We start from the raw sequence: 17,086 nt of genomic DNA, 5'->3' as shown, positions 1-17,086 counted from the left end.
CGATGAGCGAACAGACACGGCAATGGCAGGCCCTTGCAGAGCAACGCGGGCTGAGCTTGTCCAATTACCTGCTGGAGGTGCTGGAGAAGGCACCCGACCAATTAAGCACGATCGCCCAGCCCCTGGGCCTGCTTGCCATCGCCCCGGAAAACCTCAGTGAACACTGGCGCTTCGACCTGCTGGCACTGCCCCAGGCGCTGATCCATAACGTGCTGCCTGTGGATAACCACGGCCAGCCGTGCCTGGTACTGGGAGACCCTTTCACCCTGGCCAGCCGGCACTGGCTGCAATCCTCGAAAACCTTGCGTCAACTGCCCCTGGCCATGAGCCTGCCCGGCGCGGTCAAGGCCCAGTTGAGCCTGGCCGAAGCCAGCCAACGGGTGATGCAACCTTTCGGTGAGGACGACGAGAATGCCCGCGTCGGCCAGGCCGCCCAGGAAATTTCCCTGAGCAGCATCGCTCGCGACGACAACCCGGTGGTGCGCCTGGTCAACTCCATGCTGTTCGACGCCCTGCAAAGCCGTGCCAGCGATGTCCATGTGGAAACCACCCCCCAGGGCCTGGTGATCAAGTACCGCATCGACGGCGTGTTGCAGCAGATGGGCCAGGCCAGCGGCATGGACATGGCCGAGCAGGCACTGTCGCGGATCAAGGTGTTGTCGGAGCTGGATATCGGCGAGCGGCGGGTACCCCAGGACGGGCGTTTCAAGATGAAAATCCAGGGTCGCGAAGTGGACTTTCGCGTGTCGATCATGCCCAGCATCCACGGTGAAGATGCGGTGCTGCGGATTCTCGACAAGTCCCAGCGCGGCGAGTCCCTGAGCCTGGAAACCCTGGGGTTGAACGCCGAGACCATCGCACGCATCCGTGTGTTGGCCGGCGAACCCTACGGCATGTTGCTGGTGACCGGCCCCACCGGCAGCGGCAAATCCACCACGCTGTATGCCGCTCTGTCGGAGACCAATACCGGCGAGAAAAAGATCATCACCATCGAAGACCCGGTGGAATACGAACTGCCCGGGGTCCTGCAAATCCCGGTGAACGACAAGAAGGGCCTGACCTTCGCCCGTGGCCTGCGCTCGATCCTGCGTCACGACCCGGACACCATCCTGGTGGGGGAAATACGCGACGGTGAAACGGCGGGCATTGCGGTGCAAGCGGCGTTGACCGGACACCTGGTGCTGTCGTCGGTGCACGCCAACAGCGCGTTCAGTGTGCTGGAGCGCTTTACCTACATGGACGTGGACCCGGCCAGCTTTGTCGAAGCCCTTAACGGCGTGGTCGCCCAGCGCCTGGTGCGGCGCATCTGCCCGGATTGCGGTACGGATGCCGACCCCGACCCCGACATCACCCACCTCGCCCAACTCGCCGAGGCTCAACTCCAACAGGGTCACTACCGCGTGGGCAAAGGCTGCGAGGCCTGCCGTCACACCGGCTATCGCGGCCGACTCGCCCTGGCCGAAGTGCTGACACTGACCGACAGCATCAAGGAGGGCCTGCTCAACCGCAGTTCAGCCTCCACCCTGCGCGAACTGGCCCGTGAAGCCGGCCACGTGTTTATCCGCGACATCGCCCTGGCCCATGCCGCCCAGGGCGACACCACGCTCAAGGAGATCCACCGTGTCATTTCCCTTTATTGAGCATGTGGTGTGGCTGCACAGCGACGGCGCCGAATGGGCCGCACGACCGCGCTGGCGCGGTGCGGCAGTATGGCGTGCGCAACAGGCTGGCGAACCATTGGCCGCCTGTGCCGAACTGCTGGAACAGGCGCCGCGCGGCCGCGTCGGGTTTCTGGACCGGGCCACGGTGCTGCTGGGCTTCCCCCATGTGCACTACCTGATGCTGGCGTGGCAAACCGGCGTGTACAGCCAGGCCGACTGGCAAGGCTTGGCCGAAGTGACCTTCAACCAACAGGCAGGCATCGACCCCGGACAGTGGCAAGTGCAAGTCGCCAACAGCACCTTTGGAGATGAACGCCTGGCGGTCGCGACACCACGGAATTTGCTGCAAGACCTGCGGGAGTTGTTCAAGCAACAGCACCTGCCGCTGGTGACATGCACGCCATTGTTGACGGCCGTGGCCCAACGGTACTGGCAGCAATTGCCTGACGATTGCGTGCTGGCGGTACCTGAGGCGCGAGGTCTCAGTTGCCTTTACCGGCAACACGGTGTGGCTCATCAAGTGTGCGTGCTGCAAACCCCACCCGGCAGCCCCTTGAGCGACAACCTGTTCACCGCCGACCTGCTGGCGCAGCGGCACGCGGCGGCCACATGGGTCGTCGCCAATCACCCCACTGAACATTGGCTGGGGCCACTGCATCCCTGGCTGGGGGAGCCGTTGGCATGATCGCTCAGCTGAAATCACAGCTCGTCGGTGCCTGGCGACAGCGGCAGGCGCCGGACGTCGACTTCCTGCACCCCAACGCCGTCTATCGGCCGCTGGTGAGTGTGTTGTGGCTGGTCGCCGCCGGGCTTGCCTTCATCACCTGGCAACACTGGCAGCGCATGGAGCATCAGCAGCAACAGACCGATGCTTTGGAGCAGCGCTTTATCGAATTGACACGTCGCCAGGAACAATTGATCCAGGCCGCCATTCGCTTGTCACCCCAGCAGAAACAACAACTGGCAGCCTTTTCCCGACAGCAGGACACGCCCTTCGCGTTGATGGACGCCGTGGCCCGGGCCTGGTCCGCGGAAGTCGCGCTGACGCGCGTGGAGGTCGACACCCAGGCCCGGCTGATTCACTTGGAGTTGGAAGCCAAGGTGCTGGGGGATGCCTTTCGCTTTGTCGAACGGCTCAAGGCCCAGCCAGGGGTGCACGTGAACCTGCAACAAAGCGCACGCAAGGCCAATGACCCGCAACACCCGGTGCAGGTCAAACTCGCGGTTGGTGCGGGGTAGTCGCCCATGGACGCACTGACCCGCCACCTCCCGCGCGTGCGCTGGCACCTGATGCAATGGCAACAGCGCCTGGGCTTTTGGGGGCTGCTGGCGCTGGGGCTGATGGCGGCAACGTTGCTGATCGAAGTCACAGTGATTCATCCGGCAGGCATTGCCGACAGCCTGCGGCGCCAGGAACTGGAGGCCGGTATCGCCGAGCAGCCCCAGGATGTGCAGGTGACCGAACCGGCCGTGGTCGAACGCCTGCCCAGTGCACAGGACTTCGCCCCACGTCTGGAAAAGCTGCTGGACCTCCTCAGCCGGCGCGGCTTTATCATCGAACAGACCACCCTGGCCTACTCCGCGCCCGGCGACACCGGGCTGCAACGGCTGGACGTGGACATTCCCCTCGTCGGCCCCTACGCCTTGCTGCGCGATGCCCTGGTCGACGTCGCCAATGAGCCGGCCGTGCGCATCGAACGCCTGGCCCTGGAGCGCAAGGAAATCACCAGCGGCATGTTGAACATCAGACTCAAGGTGAGTGTGCTGGGGGTGGTGGAATGACGCTGCCGCTGTATCTGCGCGTGCTGTTGCTGCTGACCTTGATCGGCTGCGGCTGGCTATTCTGGCAGGACACTGCGGCCCCCCCCACGCCCTCACCGGTGCCAGTGATCGCCCGCCCTGTGCAGGAGCCCTCGGCACCGGTCGCCGCACCTGCACCGGCGGTGGCCGAAGCCATCGACCTGTTTCCCGCCCAGACCTGGACACCTGCACCGCCGCCCATACCGGTCGACACCTCAACGCCCACGCCACCGCCCCTGCCCTTCACCGTGAGCGCGCAATGGCGCTACGAGAACCAGGCGAAAATCGTCGTGCTCAGCGGCAATGGCAGCCAGTACATCCTGTGCAACCGTTGCTCGGTACCCGGGCGCATCGTGCCCGGCAGGATGCTCGACGCGCACTACCGGCTGGACAAACTCACCGACACCGCCGTGGTGCTGACCTACATGCCCCTCAGGCATGTCAGCACCTTGCGGCTGGACACTCACTGACCGGCGCAGGACACGATCATGGCCATACGCACGTGGATACCCTTGAGCCTCGCCGTGGCCCTGCTCAGCGCCTGCCAGACCCAGCGGGCGATCAAGGAGAGCGACGAGTTGCGCCAGAAGGGCGACATCATCCGCTCGGTCGAAGTGCTGCAAGCCGAAGCCAGACAGGCCCCCGACGATGTGCAACTGCGCACCGCCAACTTCAGCAAGCTGGAATTGCTGGTGGCCCAATACAGCCGCGAAGCCAGCACCGCGTTGATGCGTGGCGACGATGCCGCTGCCATCCGCGCCCTGGAAACCATCCTCAAATACGACCCCAGCAACCTCGGCGCGCGCCAGGAAATCCAGAGCATCCAGGCGATGAAACAGCTGCGCCCGCAACTGGCCCAGGCCTACGAGATGAAGCGCTCCAACCCGGTGGAAGCCCTCAACCTGGTGCGCCGGATCATCGCGCAAAAGCCCAACTACCGAGAGGCCCTGGACTTTCGCAATGCCCTGACCCGTGAACTGGTGAGCGCCGATTACCTCAGCGCCGACCTCTCCGAGGCCATGCGCAAACCCCTGAGCCTGGAGTTCAGCGCCCAAAGCCTGACCACGATTTTCGAGACCATTGCGCGCCTGTCGGGGGTCAACTTCGTCATCGACAAGGACGTCAATCCCAGCGCCTCGGCGAGCATGACCGCGAGCCGAACCACCGCCGAAGACGCGCTGAACCTGCTGCTGACCACCCAGGGGCTGGACAAGAAGGTCCTCAACGCCAACACCCTCCTGGTTTATCCCCGCCGCCCGGACAAGGAACGGGAATACCGCGAGTTGGCCGTGCGCACCTTCTACCTCAGCCATGGCGACCCCAAGGTCATCGCCGCCGAGATCAAACAGGTGCTCAAGCCCAAGGAGGTGCTGGTGGACGAACGCCTGAACGCGGTGATCGTGCGCGATGGACTGGACACCCTGAGCGCCGTGGAAAAACTGGTGGAAGCCATTGATATCGCACAATCGGAAGTGACCATCGACATCCAGGTGCTGGAGGTCAGCCTGACCGACGAGTTGAACCTGGGCATCCAGTACCCGGAGAGCATCGGCCTGTCCGTGGGCAACCTGGCCAACGTGCCTGCCGGGCTGGCAGGCATCCCGCTCAGCGCATTGCGCGGGATCAATGGCGACAACATCCTGCTCGACGCGGGCAGTACCTCGGCGCGCATCAATATGCTGCAACGCAGCGGCAACACCGTGACCCTGGCCAACCCCAGGGTGCGGGTGCGCAACCGCGAAGAAGCCCAGGTAAACATCGGCGACAAGATCCCGGTGGTGACCACCACCACCGCCAACCAGATCACCACCTCGTCGGTGTCTTACCAGGACGTGGGGTTGCAGATCACGGTCAAGCCGAATATCAGCCTGAGCGATGAGGTGAACCTGGAGCTGAACGTGGAAATGAGCCATATCACCAAGCGTATTCCCGGCTCGGAAAACGTACCGGCCACCTTCGAACTCGGCTCACGGGCCACCAAGACCCTGCTGACCGCGCGCAACAATGAAACCCAGATCGTCTCGGGGCTGATCCGTACGGCGGACGTCGACGAGGGCTCGGGGCTGCCATGGTTGAGCCAGATCCCGTGGATCGGCAAGAAGCTGTTCGGCACCAACCAGAATACCCAGCAGAAAACCGAGATCATCCTGCTGCTGACCCCGAGGATCGAACGCAACCTGGACCTGCCGATTGCCCAGATCAGCACCTTCCACAGCGGCACCGAGGCGCGCAGTTCGACCCAGGGCATGATCCTGCGCGACACCACCGATAAAATGATCCTCAAGCCGATTGGCGGCGACCCCACGCCGGCGCTGCCCCCGCCGATGCAACAGCCGGATGCCACCTGGCAACCCCTGCCGCCCCCGCTGCCGGATCTGGTGCCCAAGCCTGCGCCCGAACCTGCGCCCCAATGAAGATCCAATGTGGGAGGGGGCTTGCCCCCGATTGCAATGTGTCAGTCTCAGCATCTTTAACTGAAGCACCGCTATCGGGGGCAAGCCCCCTCCCACCTTGGTTTTGCAGTGTTAGTGGGTTAGCGCACGACGCCTTCTTCGATCAGCAACTTGAGAATGGCTTGGGCGCCCTCCTCGGCGCTCACACCTTTGAGCACCTGCCCACCGCCACCACTGGCCTTGGCGGTGGCGGCTTTCATGCGGTCGGCGCCGCTCTTGGCCTTGATCACCTTGAGGCGCTTGGGCCGGGGCTTGGCCGGTTGCAGCACGGCGCCTGTGAATAGCGCGTCCTGCTCGACTTCCACTTCGTGGGCCGCCAATTCACCGCGTTGTGCCGGACCGTAGGCACTCTGCCGGGGCTTCGGCGCGGCGTTATCCACCGTCGCCAGAAACGGCAGGCGCACCTTCAAGCGCCTGCGCTGCCCACGGGGCAAGGCTTGCAGCACATGGGCCACACCGCCGTCGATAGACTCCACCTCGGCCAGCCCGACAATCAGCGGCCAGCCCAATTGCTCGGCCAACAGGAACGGCAACATGCCCGAGCCCTCACCGGTTTCGGCCTGGCTGCCGGCAAGCACCACCTGGGCACCGGCGTGGCGCAGGTACTCGCCGAGCACCGGCAACGCATCGCTGCCCTCCGGTTGTTCCAGCACGTGCAACTGTGGCAGGCCCATGCCCAGGTAGCTGCGCAGGGTCGGTTCGGCGATGTTACCGGCGTGCAGCACCTGCAACTTATCCCCAGCCATCTGCAGACCCAGTTCGACCGCGCGCGCATCCTGTTCGGCGCGGCGTGGCCGGCCGGAGGTGGGGTGGGCGCCGATGGACACCAGGCTGATTACATTCGTGGTCATGGTCATGTCCTCAAGCCGCATCGCGCTTGGCGCCGTTGCGGTAGGCCTCGACCGCAGCGATCAAGGCTTGCAGAATCGCGGCGCTTTCGCCGATCACCGACAGGTCGGCACGCTTGATCATGTCGCAGCCCGGGTCGAGGTTGATCGCCACCACCTTGTCGCAGGCACCAATGCCTTGCAGGTGCTGGATCGCCCCGGAAATCCCCACGGCCACATACACCCGCGCCGTCACCCAGGTACCGCTGGCGCCGACCTGGCGATCACGGGCCATGAATCCATCGTCCACCGCCACCCGCGAGGCGCCTTCGGTGGCCCCCAATGCCGCGGCGGTCTGGTGGAACAGCGCCCAGTCCTTCACGCCGTTGCCGCCAGAGAAAATAAACTCGGCCTCGGCCATGGGAATCGCCGCCGGGTCCACCGCCACCGCGCCGAGATCCTCGATACGCGGCAGGCTGCGCGCCAGGCTTGTGGATAACTCCACAGGCAGCACTTCATGGCGTGTGTCGCTGACCGGATCGGCGCATTCGGCGGCGGCCAGAATCAGGCGTGGCAGCGGCCGCGCCAAGTCTTCCCGGCCCGCACCGGCGCGGCCGATGCACTCGTCGCCCTTGATCTGCCAGACGCGAGTGGCCGGGCGCTCCTTGAGACTGGCGGCAAAGCGCCGACCCAACTCGCCACCACCACTGCGGCTGTCGGGCAGCAACCAGTGGCGCGGGTTGAACTGGTTATCCACAGCCCGCAGGCCCTGGACACGTTGCTCCGGTGAATAACCGTCGAATTCGTGGCCGTCGAGCACCAGCAGGCGATCGACACCGGCCGTGGCAAACGCGCTTTCCTTGTGTTCGCCAAACACCACCGCCAGCACCGCGCCGTCGTTGCCGGCGAGTTGCCGCGCCAGGCCGAGCAGGTCGCGGTCGTGGCTGCTCAAGCGGCCGCCGACCATGTCCGGCACTACGTTGATGTAGAACGCAGGCGCAGGCACCTGATGCAGCGGCAACTGCACTTCAATCGCCGCCGTACGCTTGGCCGCACCGCCCTGCTGGGCACCGCTGCGGTCGATGCGCTTGATGCCGTTGGGGCCGATAAAACCGACACCATGCACGTTCTTGCGGAGGATGCCGTTAGGCCCCATCCAGCTGTGTTGCAGCGGCTGCATCGCCGCATGCAGCGGGTGCAGACGGTTACGGGCGATCCATTCGGCCCGTGGGTCGCGGCGGATAATGTCGCTCATCAGTGCACCTCCGCAGGTTCACGCTTGTTGGGAGCTTTGGCCGGTGCGACGTCTTCCAGCAAAGCATCGGCCACCAGCTCGGCGATGTCCTTGATCAACGGGCGCGGTTCAACCACACCTTCGAGCATCGCCGTGCACTGCGGGCAACCCACCGCCACCAGCTCGGCACCGGTCTCGCGGATGTCCTCCATGCGCATATCGGGGATACGTTGCTTGCCGGGGATGTCGGTAATCGGCGCGCCGCCACCGCCGCCGCAGCAGCGTGAGCGGAAACCGGAACGCTGCATCTCCTTGACCTCGATACCCAACGCTCGCAGCACTTGGCGCGGGGCCTCGTATTCGCCGTTGTAGCGGCCCAGGTAGCACGGGTCGTGGTAGGTCACGCTGTTGCCTTTGTGCTGGCCCAGGTTCAGCGCGCCTTCGCCGATCAGCTCGGCCATGAAGGTGCTGTGGTGCTGCACAAGATAGTTGCCGTTGAAGGCGCCGTATTCGTTTTTCAGCACATGGAAACTGTGGGGGTCGCAGGTGACGATGCGCTTGAAGCTGTACTTGGCCAGCGTCTGGATATTGCGCGAGGCCAGCAGCTGGAACGTCGCTTCATCGCCCAAGCGTCGCGCCACGTCACCGCTGTCGCGTTCTTCCAGGCCGAGCACCGCGAAGTCGACCTTGGCCGCTTTCAGTACTTTGACGAATGCGCGCAGGGTGCGCTGGTTGCGCATGTCGAAGGCACCGTCGCCGACCCAGAACAGCACGTCGGCACTGCCTTTTTCGCTGAGCAGTGGCAGGTTCAGATCCGCCGCCCAGTTCAGGCGGCCGCCCGGGGCAAAACCACCGGGGTTGTCGGTGGCGATCAGGTTTTCCAGGACTTCGGCGCCCTTGTTCGGCGTCGCGCCTTTTTCCAGGGTGAGGTGGCGGCGCATGTCGACGATGGCGTCGACGTGCTCGATCATCATCGGGCACTCTTCCACGCAGGCACGGCAGGTGGTGCACGACCACAGGGTCTCGGCGTCCACCAGGCCGTTGACGATCGGCTGGTGCGGGTTGCCGCTGTGCTCGCCAATCGGTTTACCTGGATAAGGGCTGCCGGCGAACTTGGCATCGGTGCCGCCGGCCAGGCCGACCACCATGTCCTGGATCAGCTTTTTCGGGTTCAGCGGCTGGCCGGCGGCGAAGGCCGGGCACGCTGCTTCGCACTTGCCGCACTGCACGCAGGCGTCGAAACCGAGCAGTTGGTTCCAGGTGAAATCCTTGGGTTTTTCCACGCCCAGGGGCGCGCTCTTGTCGCTCAGGTCCAGCGGTTTCAAACCCGTGGAACGACCACCGCCAAAGCGTTCGGCGCGACGGTGCCAGGCCAGGTGCAGGGCACCGGCGAAGGCGTGCTTCATCGGGCCGCCCCAGGTCATGCCGAAGAACATCTCGGACACGCCCCACAGCACACCCACACTCAGCAGCGCGGCCAGCAGCCAGCCACCGAAGTCGGCGGGCAGGATCCCCGCCACCGGCAGCGTCACCAGGAAGAAACTCACCGAGAACGCCATCAGGCTTTTCGGCAGGCGCATCCACGGGCCCTTGGACAGGCGCGACGGCGGATTGCGCCGCCGCAGGTAAACGAAGGTGGCGCCGACAAACATCAACACCGAGGCCAGCAGCAAGGCGTAGCCGAGGATACGGTTATGCAGGCCGAAGCCGTGCACCAGGATTGCCAGCAGCGCCGACAGCACAAAGCCCAGGGCCGTGGCGACGTGGGTGTTGGCGATGTATTTGTCGCGGGCGACCACGTGGTGCAGGTCGACCATGTAGCGCTTGGGCATGGCCAGCAGACCGCCCAGCAGGTCGACCTTGGAGGCACGGCCACGGCGCCACATGTTCACCCGGCGCAGGGCGCCGAGGACGGCGAGGCCCAGGGCGGTAAATAAGAGAATAGGCAGCAAGGTGTTCAACATGGTGAAGCTCCCACAGACCGCACAGGTCTACTGTGAAACTGGCCCGAATGTGGGAGGGGGCTTGCTCCCGATGGCGGACTGTCAGTTGGTACAGTTGTCGCTGAACCACCGCTATCGGGGGCAAGCCCCCTCCCACATTTGACCGCGTTCACCTCATCAAAAGTCTTTGCACAGGCGCAGGGCGTCATAGATGGCAGCGTGGGTATTGCGCTGCGCCACACAGTCACCGATGCGGAACAGCAAGTACCCTTCGCCCGCCTCGCTCAAGCATGGCTGCGGCTTGATCGCGAACAGGGCTTCGACGTCGATCTGGCCCTTGTTGCGCGAACCTTCCTTGAGCCCGTAGTAAATGGCTTCGTCCGGACGCACGCCGTTTTCGACCACCACCTGATCCACCACCCGCTCCTCTTTGGCGCCGGTGTATTCGTTCTCGAGCACCGCCACCAGCTTGTCGCCCTCGCGGTAGACCTTTTCCAGCATCATGTCGCCGGTCATGATCACTTCCTTGGGGTACATGCTGCGGTAGTAGGTCGGGAACGACGTACCGCCGATGGCTACGCCCGGCTTGATGTCATCGGTGACGATTTCCACCTGGCAGCCTTTGTCGGCCAGGAAGTCCGCCACCGACATGCCGGTGAATTCGCAAATGGTGTCGTACACCAGCACGTTCTTGCCCGGCGCGACTTTGCCGTCGAGCACGTCCCAGCTGCTCACCACCAAGCCTTCGGCGGCCCCCCAGTGTTCGTTCTGTTCGATAAACGGATGCCCGCCGACCGCCAGCACCACCACGTCCGGACGCAGGTCCAGGATGGTCTCGGCATCGGCGGCCACGCCCAGGCGCAGGTCGACTTTCAAGCGCGCCAGCTCCAGCTGGAACCAGCGGGTGATACCGGCGATCTGGTCGCGTTGCGGCGCTTTGGAGGCGGTGGTGATTTGCCCGCCGATAAATTCTTTCTTCTCGAACAGGGTCACGTCGTGGCCACGTTCGGCGGCCACCCGCGCGGCTTCCATCCCGGCAGGGCCGGCACCGACTACCACCACCTTGCGTTTCGGCCCGGTGGACTTCTCGATGATATGCGGCACGCCCATGTATTCACGGGAGGTCGCGGCGTTCTGGATGCACAGCACATCCAGGCCCTGGTACTGGCGGTCGATGCAATAGTTGGCGCCGACACACTGCTTGATCTGGTCGATCTGGCCCATCTTGATCTTGGCGATCAGGTGCGGGTCGGCGATGTGCGCACGGGTCATGCCGACCATGTCTACATAGCCGCCTTCGAGGATGCGCGTGGCCTGGTTCGGGTCCTTGATATTCTGTGCGTGCAGCACCGGAACCTTGACCACTTCCTTGATACCGGCCGCCAGGTGCAGGAACGGCTCCGGCGGATAACTCATGTTGGGGATCACGTTGGCCAGGGTGTTGTGGGTGTCGCAACCCGAGCCCACCACGCCGATGAAATCGAGCATGCCGGTGTCGTCGTAGTACTTGGCGATCTGTTTCATGTCTTCGTGGGACAGGCCGTCCGGGTGGAACTCGTCACCGCACAGGCGCATGCCCACGCAGAAGTCGTCACCGACTTCGGCACGCACGGCTTTCAACACTTCCAGGCCGAACTTCATGCGGCCTTCGAAGGTGCCGCCCCACTCGTCGGTACGCTTGTTGACCCGTGGGCTCCAGAACTGGTCGATCATGTGCTGGTGCACGGCGGACAGTTCCACACCGTCCAGGCCACCGGCCTTGGCGCGCTTGGCGGCGCTGGCGTAGTTGCCGATCACGCGCCAGATCTCTTCCGGTTCGATGGTCTTGCACGTGGCACGGTGCACCGGCTCACGCACGCCGGACGGCGACATCAGGGTCGGCCAGTTAAAGCCATCCCAACGCGAGCGACGGCCCATGTGGGTAATCTGGATCATGATCTTGGCGCCATGCTTATGCATGGCATCCGCCAGGTTCTGGAAGTGCGGGATGATGCGGTCGGTGGACAGGTTCACCGAGCTCCACCATTCCTGGGGGCTGTCGATGGCAACCACCGAGGAACCGCCGCAGATCGCCAGGCCGATACCGCCCTTGGCTTTTTCTTCGTAGTACTTCACATAGCGGTCGGTGGTCATGCCGCCGTCGGTGGCATACACCTCGGCATGGGCGGTACTGAGCACGCGGTTACGGATGGTCAGTTTGCCGATCTGGATCGGCTGGAACATTGCTTCGAAAGCCATGGCACGGTCCTCGGCTTACAACGGCTTGACGGTGAACAAGCCGTCATCGTGGCCCTCTTCGGAGCCTCCGTAGACTTGTTCGGCCACGGTGCGGATCTGGCTGCCACGGGCTTGCAGAATCTGGTCCATGGCGCCGGCAAACCAGCCGGTAAACATGTAGTCGACTTTGCGCCCGACCTTGCCGTACACATAGACGAAGGCCGAGTGTTCGAGCTTGACGCTGGCGGTGCCTTTATCCAGGTCGATGTCCTGGATCTTGAACAGGCCCCAGCCGCGTTGCGACAGGCGCTTCATGTAGTGCTCGAACACCGCGACGCCTTCCAGGCCATGGCATTCAGCTTCTTTCTCGCACCAGTGCCAGGCGGACTTGTAGCCGGCCTTGTAGAGGATCTCGGCGTAGGCCTCGGCGCCCAGCACCTCTTCGATGCCCATGTGGTTGTTGACGAAGAAATGACGCGGCACGTACAGCATCGGCAGGGCGTCGGACGTCCAGACACCGGTTTCGCTGTCGACTTCAATAGGCAATTGCGGGGCGATCTTGGCCATGGAAACTTAACTCCAGAAAAATTCGTTGTGATGTTGCCCGTGGGTGCTTGGCTTATTCGCCCCAAACGTCCTTCAAGACGTTGACCCAGTTCTCGCCCATGATCTTGCGCACCACACGCTCGGGGTGGCCGCGCTTGAGCAGGGTCTCTGTCAGGTTGGGAAACTCGCCGACGGTGCGGATGCCCAGCGGGTTGATGATCTTGCCGAAGCTGGTCAGGCGGCGGGCGTAGCCCTTGTCATGGGTCAGCATTTCAAAGAAATCCTGGCCATGGCCCTGGGTGAAGTCGGTGCCGATGCCGATGGCGTCTTCGCCGACGATGTTCATGGTGTATTCGATGGCTTCGGCGTAGTCGTCGATGGTCGAATCGATGCCCTTGGCCAGGAACGGCGCGAACATGGTCACGCCGACAAAGCCGCCGTGGTCGGCGATGAACTTCAGCTCTTCATCGGACTTGTTGCGCGGGTGTTCTTTAAGGCCGGACGGCAGGCAGTGGGAGTAGCACACCGGTTTTTTCGATTCGAGGATGACTTCTTCGCTTGTCTTGGAGCCGACGTGGGACAGGTCGCACATGATGCCGACGCGGTTCATCTCGGCGACGATCTCGCGCCCGAAGCCCGACAGGCCGCCGTCGCGCTCGTAGCAACCGGTGCCGACCAGGTTCTGGGTGTTGTAGCACATCTGCACCACACCGACGCCGAGCTGCTTGAAGATCTCCACATACCCGAGCTGGTCTTCAAATGCATGGGCGTTCTGGAAGCCAAAGATGATGCCGGTCTTGCCCTGTTCCTTGGCCTTGCGGATGTCGGCGGTGGTTTTCACCGGGATCACCAGGTCGCTGTTCTCGCGGATCAGGGTCTGGCTGGCGACGATGTTGTTGATCGTGGCCTGGAACCCTTCCCATACCGACACAGTGCAGTTCGCGGCGGTGAGGCCACCTTTGCGCATGTCCTCGAACAGGTCGCGGTTCCACTTGGCAATGATCAGCCCGTCGATAACGATGCTGTCGGCGTGCAATTCGGCTGGGCTCATCAGGCGTCCCCTTATTTTGGCAATTCATGCGCCGAATCGTCTGCCGGCGCTTTGGGGCCAGCATATGCCCAGGGGCCGACCGAGCCGGGTGCAAAAACGACAGGGGAATTGCCGAAAGCGTCAATCCACGACAAAGGCTGTTATGAGTGGTCTGACTGGCGGCTGTTATTTGTCTTACGCTTGAGCCAGAATTCCCGCATCACCTGATATGAGACGGCGCAATGAAATCGATTTTCCTGGCTTTGGCACTCATCGCAACCGGCGTCCACGCGGCCGAAGACACCGACAGCACGCCGTGCGATGGCATCGAAAACGACAAGCAAACCCTGGAATGCGCCACCTACAACAAAACCACTGCCGAGCAATTGCTCAAGGATAATTATCAAGGCCTGCTGGAACGCATGCATTCCACCTATGGCAGCGACAAGACCAAGCTCGCCGACATTACCGCTCGTCTGAAGGATGCCCAGCAGAAGTGGGAAAAACTGCGTGACGCCGATTGCGCGGTGGACACCTTCCCGGCAGTGACCGGCACCAAAGCCTATGCGATTGCGCAAAATGACTGCCTGGCGCGGATGAGTGATGAGCGGTCGGAGTTTTTGGAGTCGATTGGGCAGGAATAAGCGACAATCGCCGCCACTTTCTCTTTGAACCAAGGCCATTCATGAGTATCTGCGGCATCGAAATCAAAGGCAGCGAAGCCATCATCGCTGTCGCCTCCCTGGACAACCAGGCGCTGAGCCACGTCGCCCTGGCTACCAAGAAAATCGCCCTTGAAGACGATGATGAAGCGGCCAACGTCAAAGCCTTTGCCGCCCAGGTGAAGGCCTTCGTGCAGGCCAACGCCGTCACTCGCATCGTGATCAAGAAGCGCAGCAAAAAAGGCGAATTCGCCGGTGGCCCGACCACGTTCAAGATTGAAGGGGTGTTTCAACTGCTGGAGGGGGTTGAGGTGACGCTGCTGTCGCCGCAGACCATCAATGCGCAGAACAAGAAGCACAGCTTCGAACTGCCGGCGACGTTGAACAAATATCAGCATGAGGCCTTCAAGGCGGCGTGTTCGGCACTGCTGAAGAAGTAAGCTACACCACAATCCAATGTGTGGTGTTTTCAGTGGGGTGTATGGCGCTTGTGCCGCAGCCAGTCGCCAAACGCTTTGTCTTCCAGGGCATAACCACCGCGGCCCGACTTCCACACCAATTCCTTGTCGCGCAAGGCATCGATGCAGGCCTGGACGGTCTGGGTGCCCGGCACCACGTCGCTGCCCATGGCTTCCAGCGCCTTGCTGACAGCCGTGAGGGTGCTGTCGGTGAAGGGGGCGAAGGGTTCGTTGTTCTGGGAACGCTCCACCATCACCTCCAGCACGGCGCGCTGCGGGATAGTCAGGGCATTCCAGGCGCTTTCGAACTCGGTCCATACACCTGCGCGCAGCAGTTCGGCGCGACTGTGCAGCAATTGGCCCAGATTGCTCGCCTCGCCCAGTTCCAACGCGACTTCACCGATGATCGTGCGCAACATCTCGGGACGCCGACCTACCAGCTCAAACGCCTCATCAATATCAGCCGCGTTGAACTGGTTGGTCTCGGCCAGGTGCGCGTTGAGGTGCACGGTGTAGGCCTGGGTGAACTCTTTACCCAGCAGCGGAAACGGCGTGATGCTGGAACCGAAGAAAGGCTGGCTTTTACCCAATACCAAATGGGCGAGTTTGTCGCGATTGGAACCGGTAAACACCAGGCGCAAGCCGCTGCCCTCTTCGTCACGGCCCTGGTTGAGCTGATCCCGGGCAGCCTTCAAGGCGAACATCGCATTGATACCCGACTCGGTGGTCAAGGCGTGCTGCGCTTCGTCAATCACCAGCACAACGGGTTTTTCTGCAGCACTGTGGAGCAATTCCAGGGCTTGGGTCAGCGTCGCACCGACAGGCAATTGTGGCTTGGTAAAGTCCCAGGAGAGCGTCCGCAGAAAGCTCAGTTTCTCGATGCCAATATTCTTGGCCAGTTTGCGGATGCCCTTTTCATAGGGAACCAGGGCAGCCGCAATAGCACTGGCAATCAACTCCGCAGGATCTTTCTCCTTGTCAGCCCAGAGATCCACATACACCGCCAGCCAGCCCCGGAGCTGACATTCCGGAATCAGGTCTTCGCGCAGGAAAGTGCTTTTGCCGGTGCGACGGGGCGCCGCGAGAAACAGGCCAGAGGTGAAATCCTGAATACCGGCGCCCACTAGGCCATCGGCAATACTGCTTGCCAGGGCGGGGCGACGGAACACGAAGCCGCTGTGCTTGGACATGGATTTATACTCAATTATGAAAACAACTATAAATTATAGTGATGAGTATAATTCACTATAATTGCCCGTCAAACCACCTCCCGTCGCCGATCCTCCCTAGGACACTTGGCAAACCTCGCCCGATAACTCCGGGTGAAATACGATGGCGACTCGAACCCGCAGGCAATGCTCACCTCCAGCACGCTCATATCGCTCTGGCGCAGCAGCTGCCGGGCTTTTTCCAGGCGCAGGCCGAGGTAGAAGTTGCTCGGGGTATCGTTCAAATGCAGGCGAAACAGACGCTCCAACTGGCGCCGGGTGACTTTGATCGCGTCGGCCAACGCCAAGGTGCTCAGGGGCGGTTCGGTGTGCTGCTCCATCTCGCCGATCACTTGCACCAGCTTCTTGTTGTTGATGCCGTAGCGTGTGGCGATCTGCATGCGCTGGTGGTCCTTGCGCGGGCGGATGCGGCCGAGTACGAACTGTTCGGAGACCTGGATCGCCAGGTCGGCGCCGTGGGCCTGGGCGATCAGGTCGAGCATCAGGTCGATGGAGGCGGTGCCGCCAGCGCAGGTGATGCGGCGGCGGTCGATTTCGAACAGTTCCTGGGTCACGCTCAGGTGCGGGTACGACTCCTTGAAGGCATCGATAGCTTCCCAGTGCAGGGTCAGGCGGTGGCCGTCGAGCAGGCCGGCTTCGGCGAGCACGCAGGCGCCGGTGTCGATGGCGCCGAGGGTCACGCCGTCATGGTCCAGGCGGCGCAGCCAGTGCTCCAGCGCCGGCGTGGCGAACTGCAGCGGTTCGAAGCCGGCAACCACCAACAGCGTCGCGCCCTTTTTCAGCGGTTCCAGCGCGGCATCGGCGTTGACCGACATGCCATTGCTCGCCAGCACCGCGCCGCCATCGGCGCTCAGCACATGCCAGCGGTACAACTCGCCACGAAAGCGGTTGGCCACGCGCAAAGGTTCCAATGCAGAAATAAAGCCGATGGCCGAGAACCCCGGCATCAGCAGAAAGTAGAAATCCTGGGACATGGTGGCGCTCTCGTAGGACGGGCAGCGTGGCACTGTGATACTCCCGTTCTCG

The 17,086-nt window shown here is 62.8% G+C and carries 16 protein-coding genes; 8 read left to right on the top strand and 8 right to left on the bottom strand.

Features of this window, described 5'->3' with window-relative positions:
* Positions 1-2 precede the first annotated feature (2 nt).
* The 6 genes from BM416_RS29385 to BM416_RS29360 are packed head-to-tail and all read left to right on the top strand — an operon-like array spanning position 3 to position 5,875.
* Entirely contained in the window at positions 3-1,640 is a 1,638-nt protein-coding gene (locus BM416_RS29385; RefSeq protein ID WP_092490314.1) for a GspE/PulE family protein, read from the top strand.
* A complete protein-coding gene (locus BM416_RS29380; RefSeq protein ID WP_092490313.1) occupies positions 1,621-2,346 on the top strand; it encodes a hypothetical protein in 726 nt (241 codons plus the stop codon). Before BM416_RS29385 ends, BM416_RS29380 begins: the two co-directional genes overlap by 20 nt.
* A complete protein-coding gene (locus tag BM416_RS29375) occupies positions 2,343-2,900 on the top strand; it encodes a hypothetical protein (RefSeq protein WP_092490312.1) in 558 nt (185 codons plus the stop codon). Before BM416_RS29380 ends, BM416_RS29375 begins: the two co-directional genes overlap by 4 nt.
* Before the next feature lie 6 nt (positions 2,901-2,906).
* The gene (locus BM416_RS29370; protein WP_092490311.1) at positions 2,907-3,443 is read left to right on the top strand and encodes a hypothetical protein; all 537 of its coding nucleotides are present in this window, start codon (positions 2,907-2,909) and stop codon (positions 3,441-3,443) included.
* Positions 3,440-3,931: a hypothetical protein gene (locus BM416_RS29365; protein WP_092490310.1), complete on the top strand. Its 492-nt coding sequence runs from the start codon at positions 3,440-3,442 to the stop codon at positions 3,929-3,931. Before BM416_RS29370 ends, BM416_RS29365 begins: the two co-directional genes overlap by 4 nt.
* An 18-nt stretch (positions 3,932-3,949) precedes the next feature.
* Complete coding sequence (locus BM416_RS29360) at positions 3,950-5,875, top strand: secretin N-terminal domain-containing protein (RefSeq protein ID WP_092490309.1); 1,926 nt, start codon at positions 3,950-3,952, stop codon at positions 5,873-5,875.
* A 119-nt stretch (positions 5,876-5,994) separates the two neighbouring features.
* On the opposite strand, the gene BM416_RS29355 is transcribed toward BM416_RS29360, so the two are convergent.
* The 6 genes from BM416_RS29355 to BM416_RS29330 form a co-directional block, all read right to left on the bottom strand.
* Positions 5,995-6,765: an electron transfer flavoprotein subunit beta gene (locus tag BM416_RS29355; RefSeq protein ID WP_092490308.1), complete on the bottom strand. Its 771-nt coding sequence runs from the start codon at positions 6,763-6,765 to the stop codon at positions 5,995-5,997.
* 10 nt (positions 6,766-6,775) lie between these two features.
* Positions 6,776-7,996: an electron transfer flavoprotein subunit alpha gene (locus tag BM416_RS29350; RefSeq protein ID WP_092490307.1), complete on the bottom strand. Its 1,221-nt coding sequence runs from the start codon at positions 7,994-7,996 to the stop codon at positions 6,776-6,778.
* On the bottom strand, positions 7,996-9,939 hold the full coding sequence (gene dgcB, locus BM416_RS29345; protein ID WP_092490306.1) for a dimethylglycine demethylation protein DgcB: 1,944 nt from the start codon (positions 9,937-9,939) through the stop codon (positions 7,996-7,998). The genes BM416_RS29350 and dgcB overlap by 1 nt, the downstream gene beginning before the upstream one ends.
* Before the next feature lie 156 nt (positions 9,940-10,095).
* The gene (gene dgcA, locus BM416_RS29340) at positions 10,096-12,156 is read right to left on the bottom strand and encodes a dimethylglycine demethylation protein DgcA (protein ID WP_065925458.1); all 2,061 of its coding nucleotides are present in this window, start codon (positions 12,154-12,156) and stop codon (positions 10,096-10,098) included.
* A gap of 15 nt (positions 12,157-12,171) precedes the next feature.
* Positions 12,172-12,702 carry a DUF5943 domain-containing protein gene (locus tag BM416_RS29335; protein ID WP_027606002.1) on the bottom strand — a complete coding sequence of 177 codons (531 nt, stop codon included), beginning with the start codon at positions 12,700-12,702 and terminating at the stop codon, positions 12,172-12,174.
* 52 nt (positions 12,703-12,754) lie between these two features.
* The gene (locus BM416_RS29330; RefSeq protein ID WP_010207105.1) at positions 12,755-13,732 is read right to left on the bottom strand and encodes a dipeptidase; all 978 of its coding nucleotides are present in this window, start codon (positions 13,730-13,732) and stop codon (positions 12,755-12,757) included.
* 221 nt (positions 13,733-13,953) lie between these two features.
* Between BM416_RS29330 and BM416_RS29325 the strand changes: the two genes are divergently transcribed.
* Positions 13,954-14,355 carry a lysozyme inhibitor LprI family protein gene (locus BM416_RS29325; RefSeq protein ID WP_027606004.1) on the top strand — a complete coding sequence of 134 codons (402 nt, stop codon included), beginning with the start codon at positions 13,954-13,956 and terminating at the stop codon, positions 14,353-14,355.
* 41 nt (positions 14,356-14,396) lie between these two features.
* Positions 14,397-14,813: a DUF3010 family protein gene (locus tag BM416_RS29320; protein WP_092490305.1), complete on the top strand. Its 417-nt coding sequence runs from the start codon at positions 14,397-14,399 to the stop codon at positions 14,811-14,813.
* Between the two features lie 29 nt (positions 14,814-14,842).
* Here the strand turns inward: BM416_RS29320 and BM416_RS29315 are convergent, their stop codons facing one another.
* Together BM416_RS29315 and BM416_RS29310 are read right to left on the bottom strand one after the other, a co-directional pair.
* Positions 14,843-16,021: an AAA family ATPase gene (locus BM416_RS29315; RefSeq protein ID WP_092490304.1), complete on the bottom strand. Its 1,179-nt coding sequence runs from the start codon at positions 16,019-16,021 to the stop codon at positions 14,843-14,845.
* 68 nt (positions 16,022-16,089) lie between these two features.
* A complete protein-coding gene (locus BM416_RS29310) occupies positions 16,090-17,034 on the bottom strand; it encodes a GlxA family transcriptional regulator (RefSeq protein WP_027606007.1) in 945 nt (314 codons plus the stop codon).
* Between the last annotated feature and the right edge of the window lie 52 nt (positions 17,035-17,086).

This window comes from Pseudomonas sp. NFACC42-2 (assembly GCF_900116055.1).
In the GTDB taxonomy this organism is placed as follows: Bacteria; Pseudomonadota; Gammaproteobacteria; order Pseudomonadales; family Pseudomonadaceae; genus Aquipseudomonas; species Aquipseudomonas marginalis.
Note: the sequence above shows the minus strand (reverse complement) of the source record. Positions and strands in the feature narration are given on the sequence as shown.

What these genes read in the sequence shown, in the direction of transcription:
- BM416_RS29320 (WP_092490305.1), top strand. Translation starts at nt 14,397, where the DNA reads ATGAGTATCTGCGGCATCGAAATCAAAGGCAGCGAAGCCATCATCGCT.
- BM416_RS29330 (WP_010207105.1), bottom strand. Translation starts at nt 13,732, where the DNA reads ATGAGCCCAGCCGAATTGCACGCCGACAGCATCGTTATCGACGGGCTG.
- BM416_RS29385 (WP_092490314.1), top strand. Translation starts at nt 3, where the DNA reads ATGAGCGAACAGACACGGCAATGGCAGGCCCTTGCAGAGCAACGCGGG.
- BM416_RS29335 (WP_027606002.1), bottom strand. Translation starts at nt 12,702, where the DNA reads ATGGCCAAGATCGCCCCGCAATTGCCTATTGAAGTCGACAGCGAAACC.
- BM416_RS29325 (WP_027606004.1), top strand. Translation starts at nt 13,954, where the DNA reads ATGAAATCGATTTTCCTGGCTTTGGCACTCATCGCAACCGGCGTCCAC.
- BM416_RS29370 (WP_092490311.1), top strand. Translation starts at nt 2,907, where the DNA reads ATGGACGCACTGACCCGCCACCTCCCGCGCGTGCGCTGGCACCTGATG.
- BM416_RS29315 (WP_092490304.1), bottom strand. Translation starts at nt 16,021, where the DNA reads ATGTCCAAGCACAGCGGCTTCGTGTTCCGTCGCCCCGCCCTGGCAAGC.
- BM416_RS29310 (WP_027606007.1), bottom strand. Translation starts at nt 17,034, where the DNA reads ATGTCCCAGGATTTCTACTTTCTGCTGATGCCGGGGTTCTCGGCCATC.
- BM416_RS29375 (WP_092490312.1), top strand. Translation starts at nt 2,343, where the DNA reads ATGATCGCTCAGCTGAAATCACAGCTCGTCGGTGCCTGGCGACAGCGG.
- dgcB (WP_092490306.1), bottom strand. Translation starts at nt 9,939, where the DNA reads ATGTTGAACACCTTGCTGCCTATTCTCTTATTTACCGCCCTGGGCCTC.
- BM416_RS29360 (WP_092490309.1), top strand. Translation starts at nt 3,950, where the DNA reads ATGGCCATACGCACGTGGATACCCTTGAGCCTCGCCGTGGCCCTGCTC.
- BM416_RS29355 (WP_092490308.1), bottom strand. Translation starts at nt 6,765, where the DNA reads ATGACCACGAATGTAATCAGCCTGGTGTCCATCGGCGCCCACCCCACC.
- BM416_RS29365 (WP_092490310.1), top strand. Translation starts at nt 3,440, where the DNA reads ATGACGCTGCCGCTGTATCTGCGCGTGCTGTTGCTGCTGACCTTGATC.
- dgcA (WP_065925458.1), bottom strand. Translation starts at nt 12,156, where the DNA reads ATGGCTTTCGAAGCAATGTTCCAGCCGATCCAGATCGGCAAACTGACC.
- BM416_RS29350 (WP_092490307.1), bottom strand. Translation starts at nt 7,996, where the DNA reads ATGAGCGACATTATCCGCCGCGACCCACGGGCCGAATGGATCGCCCGT.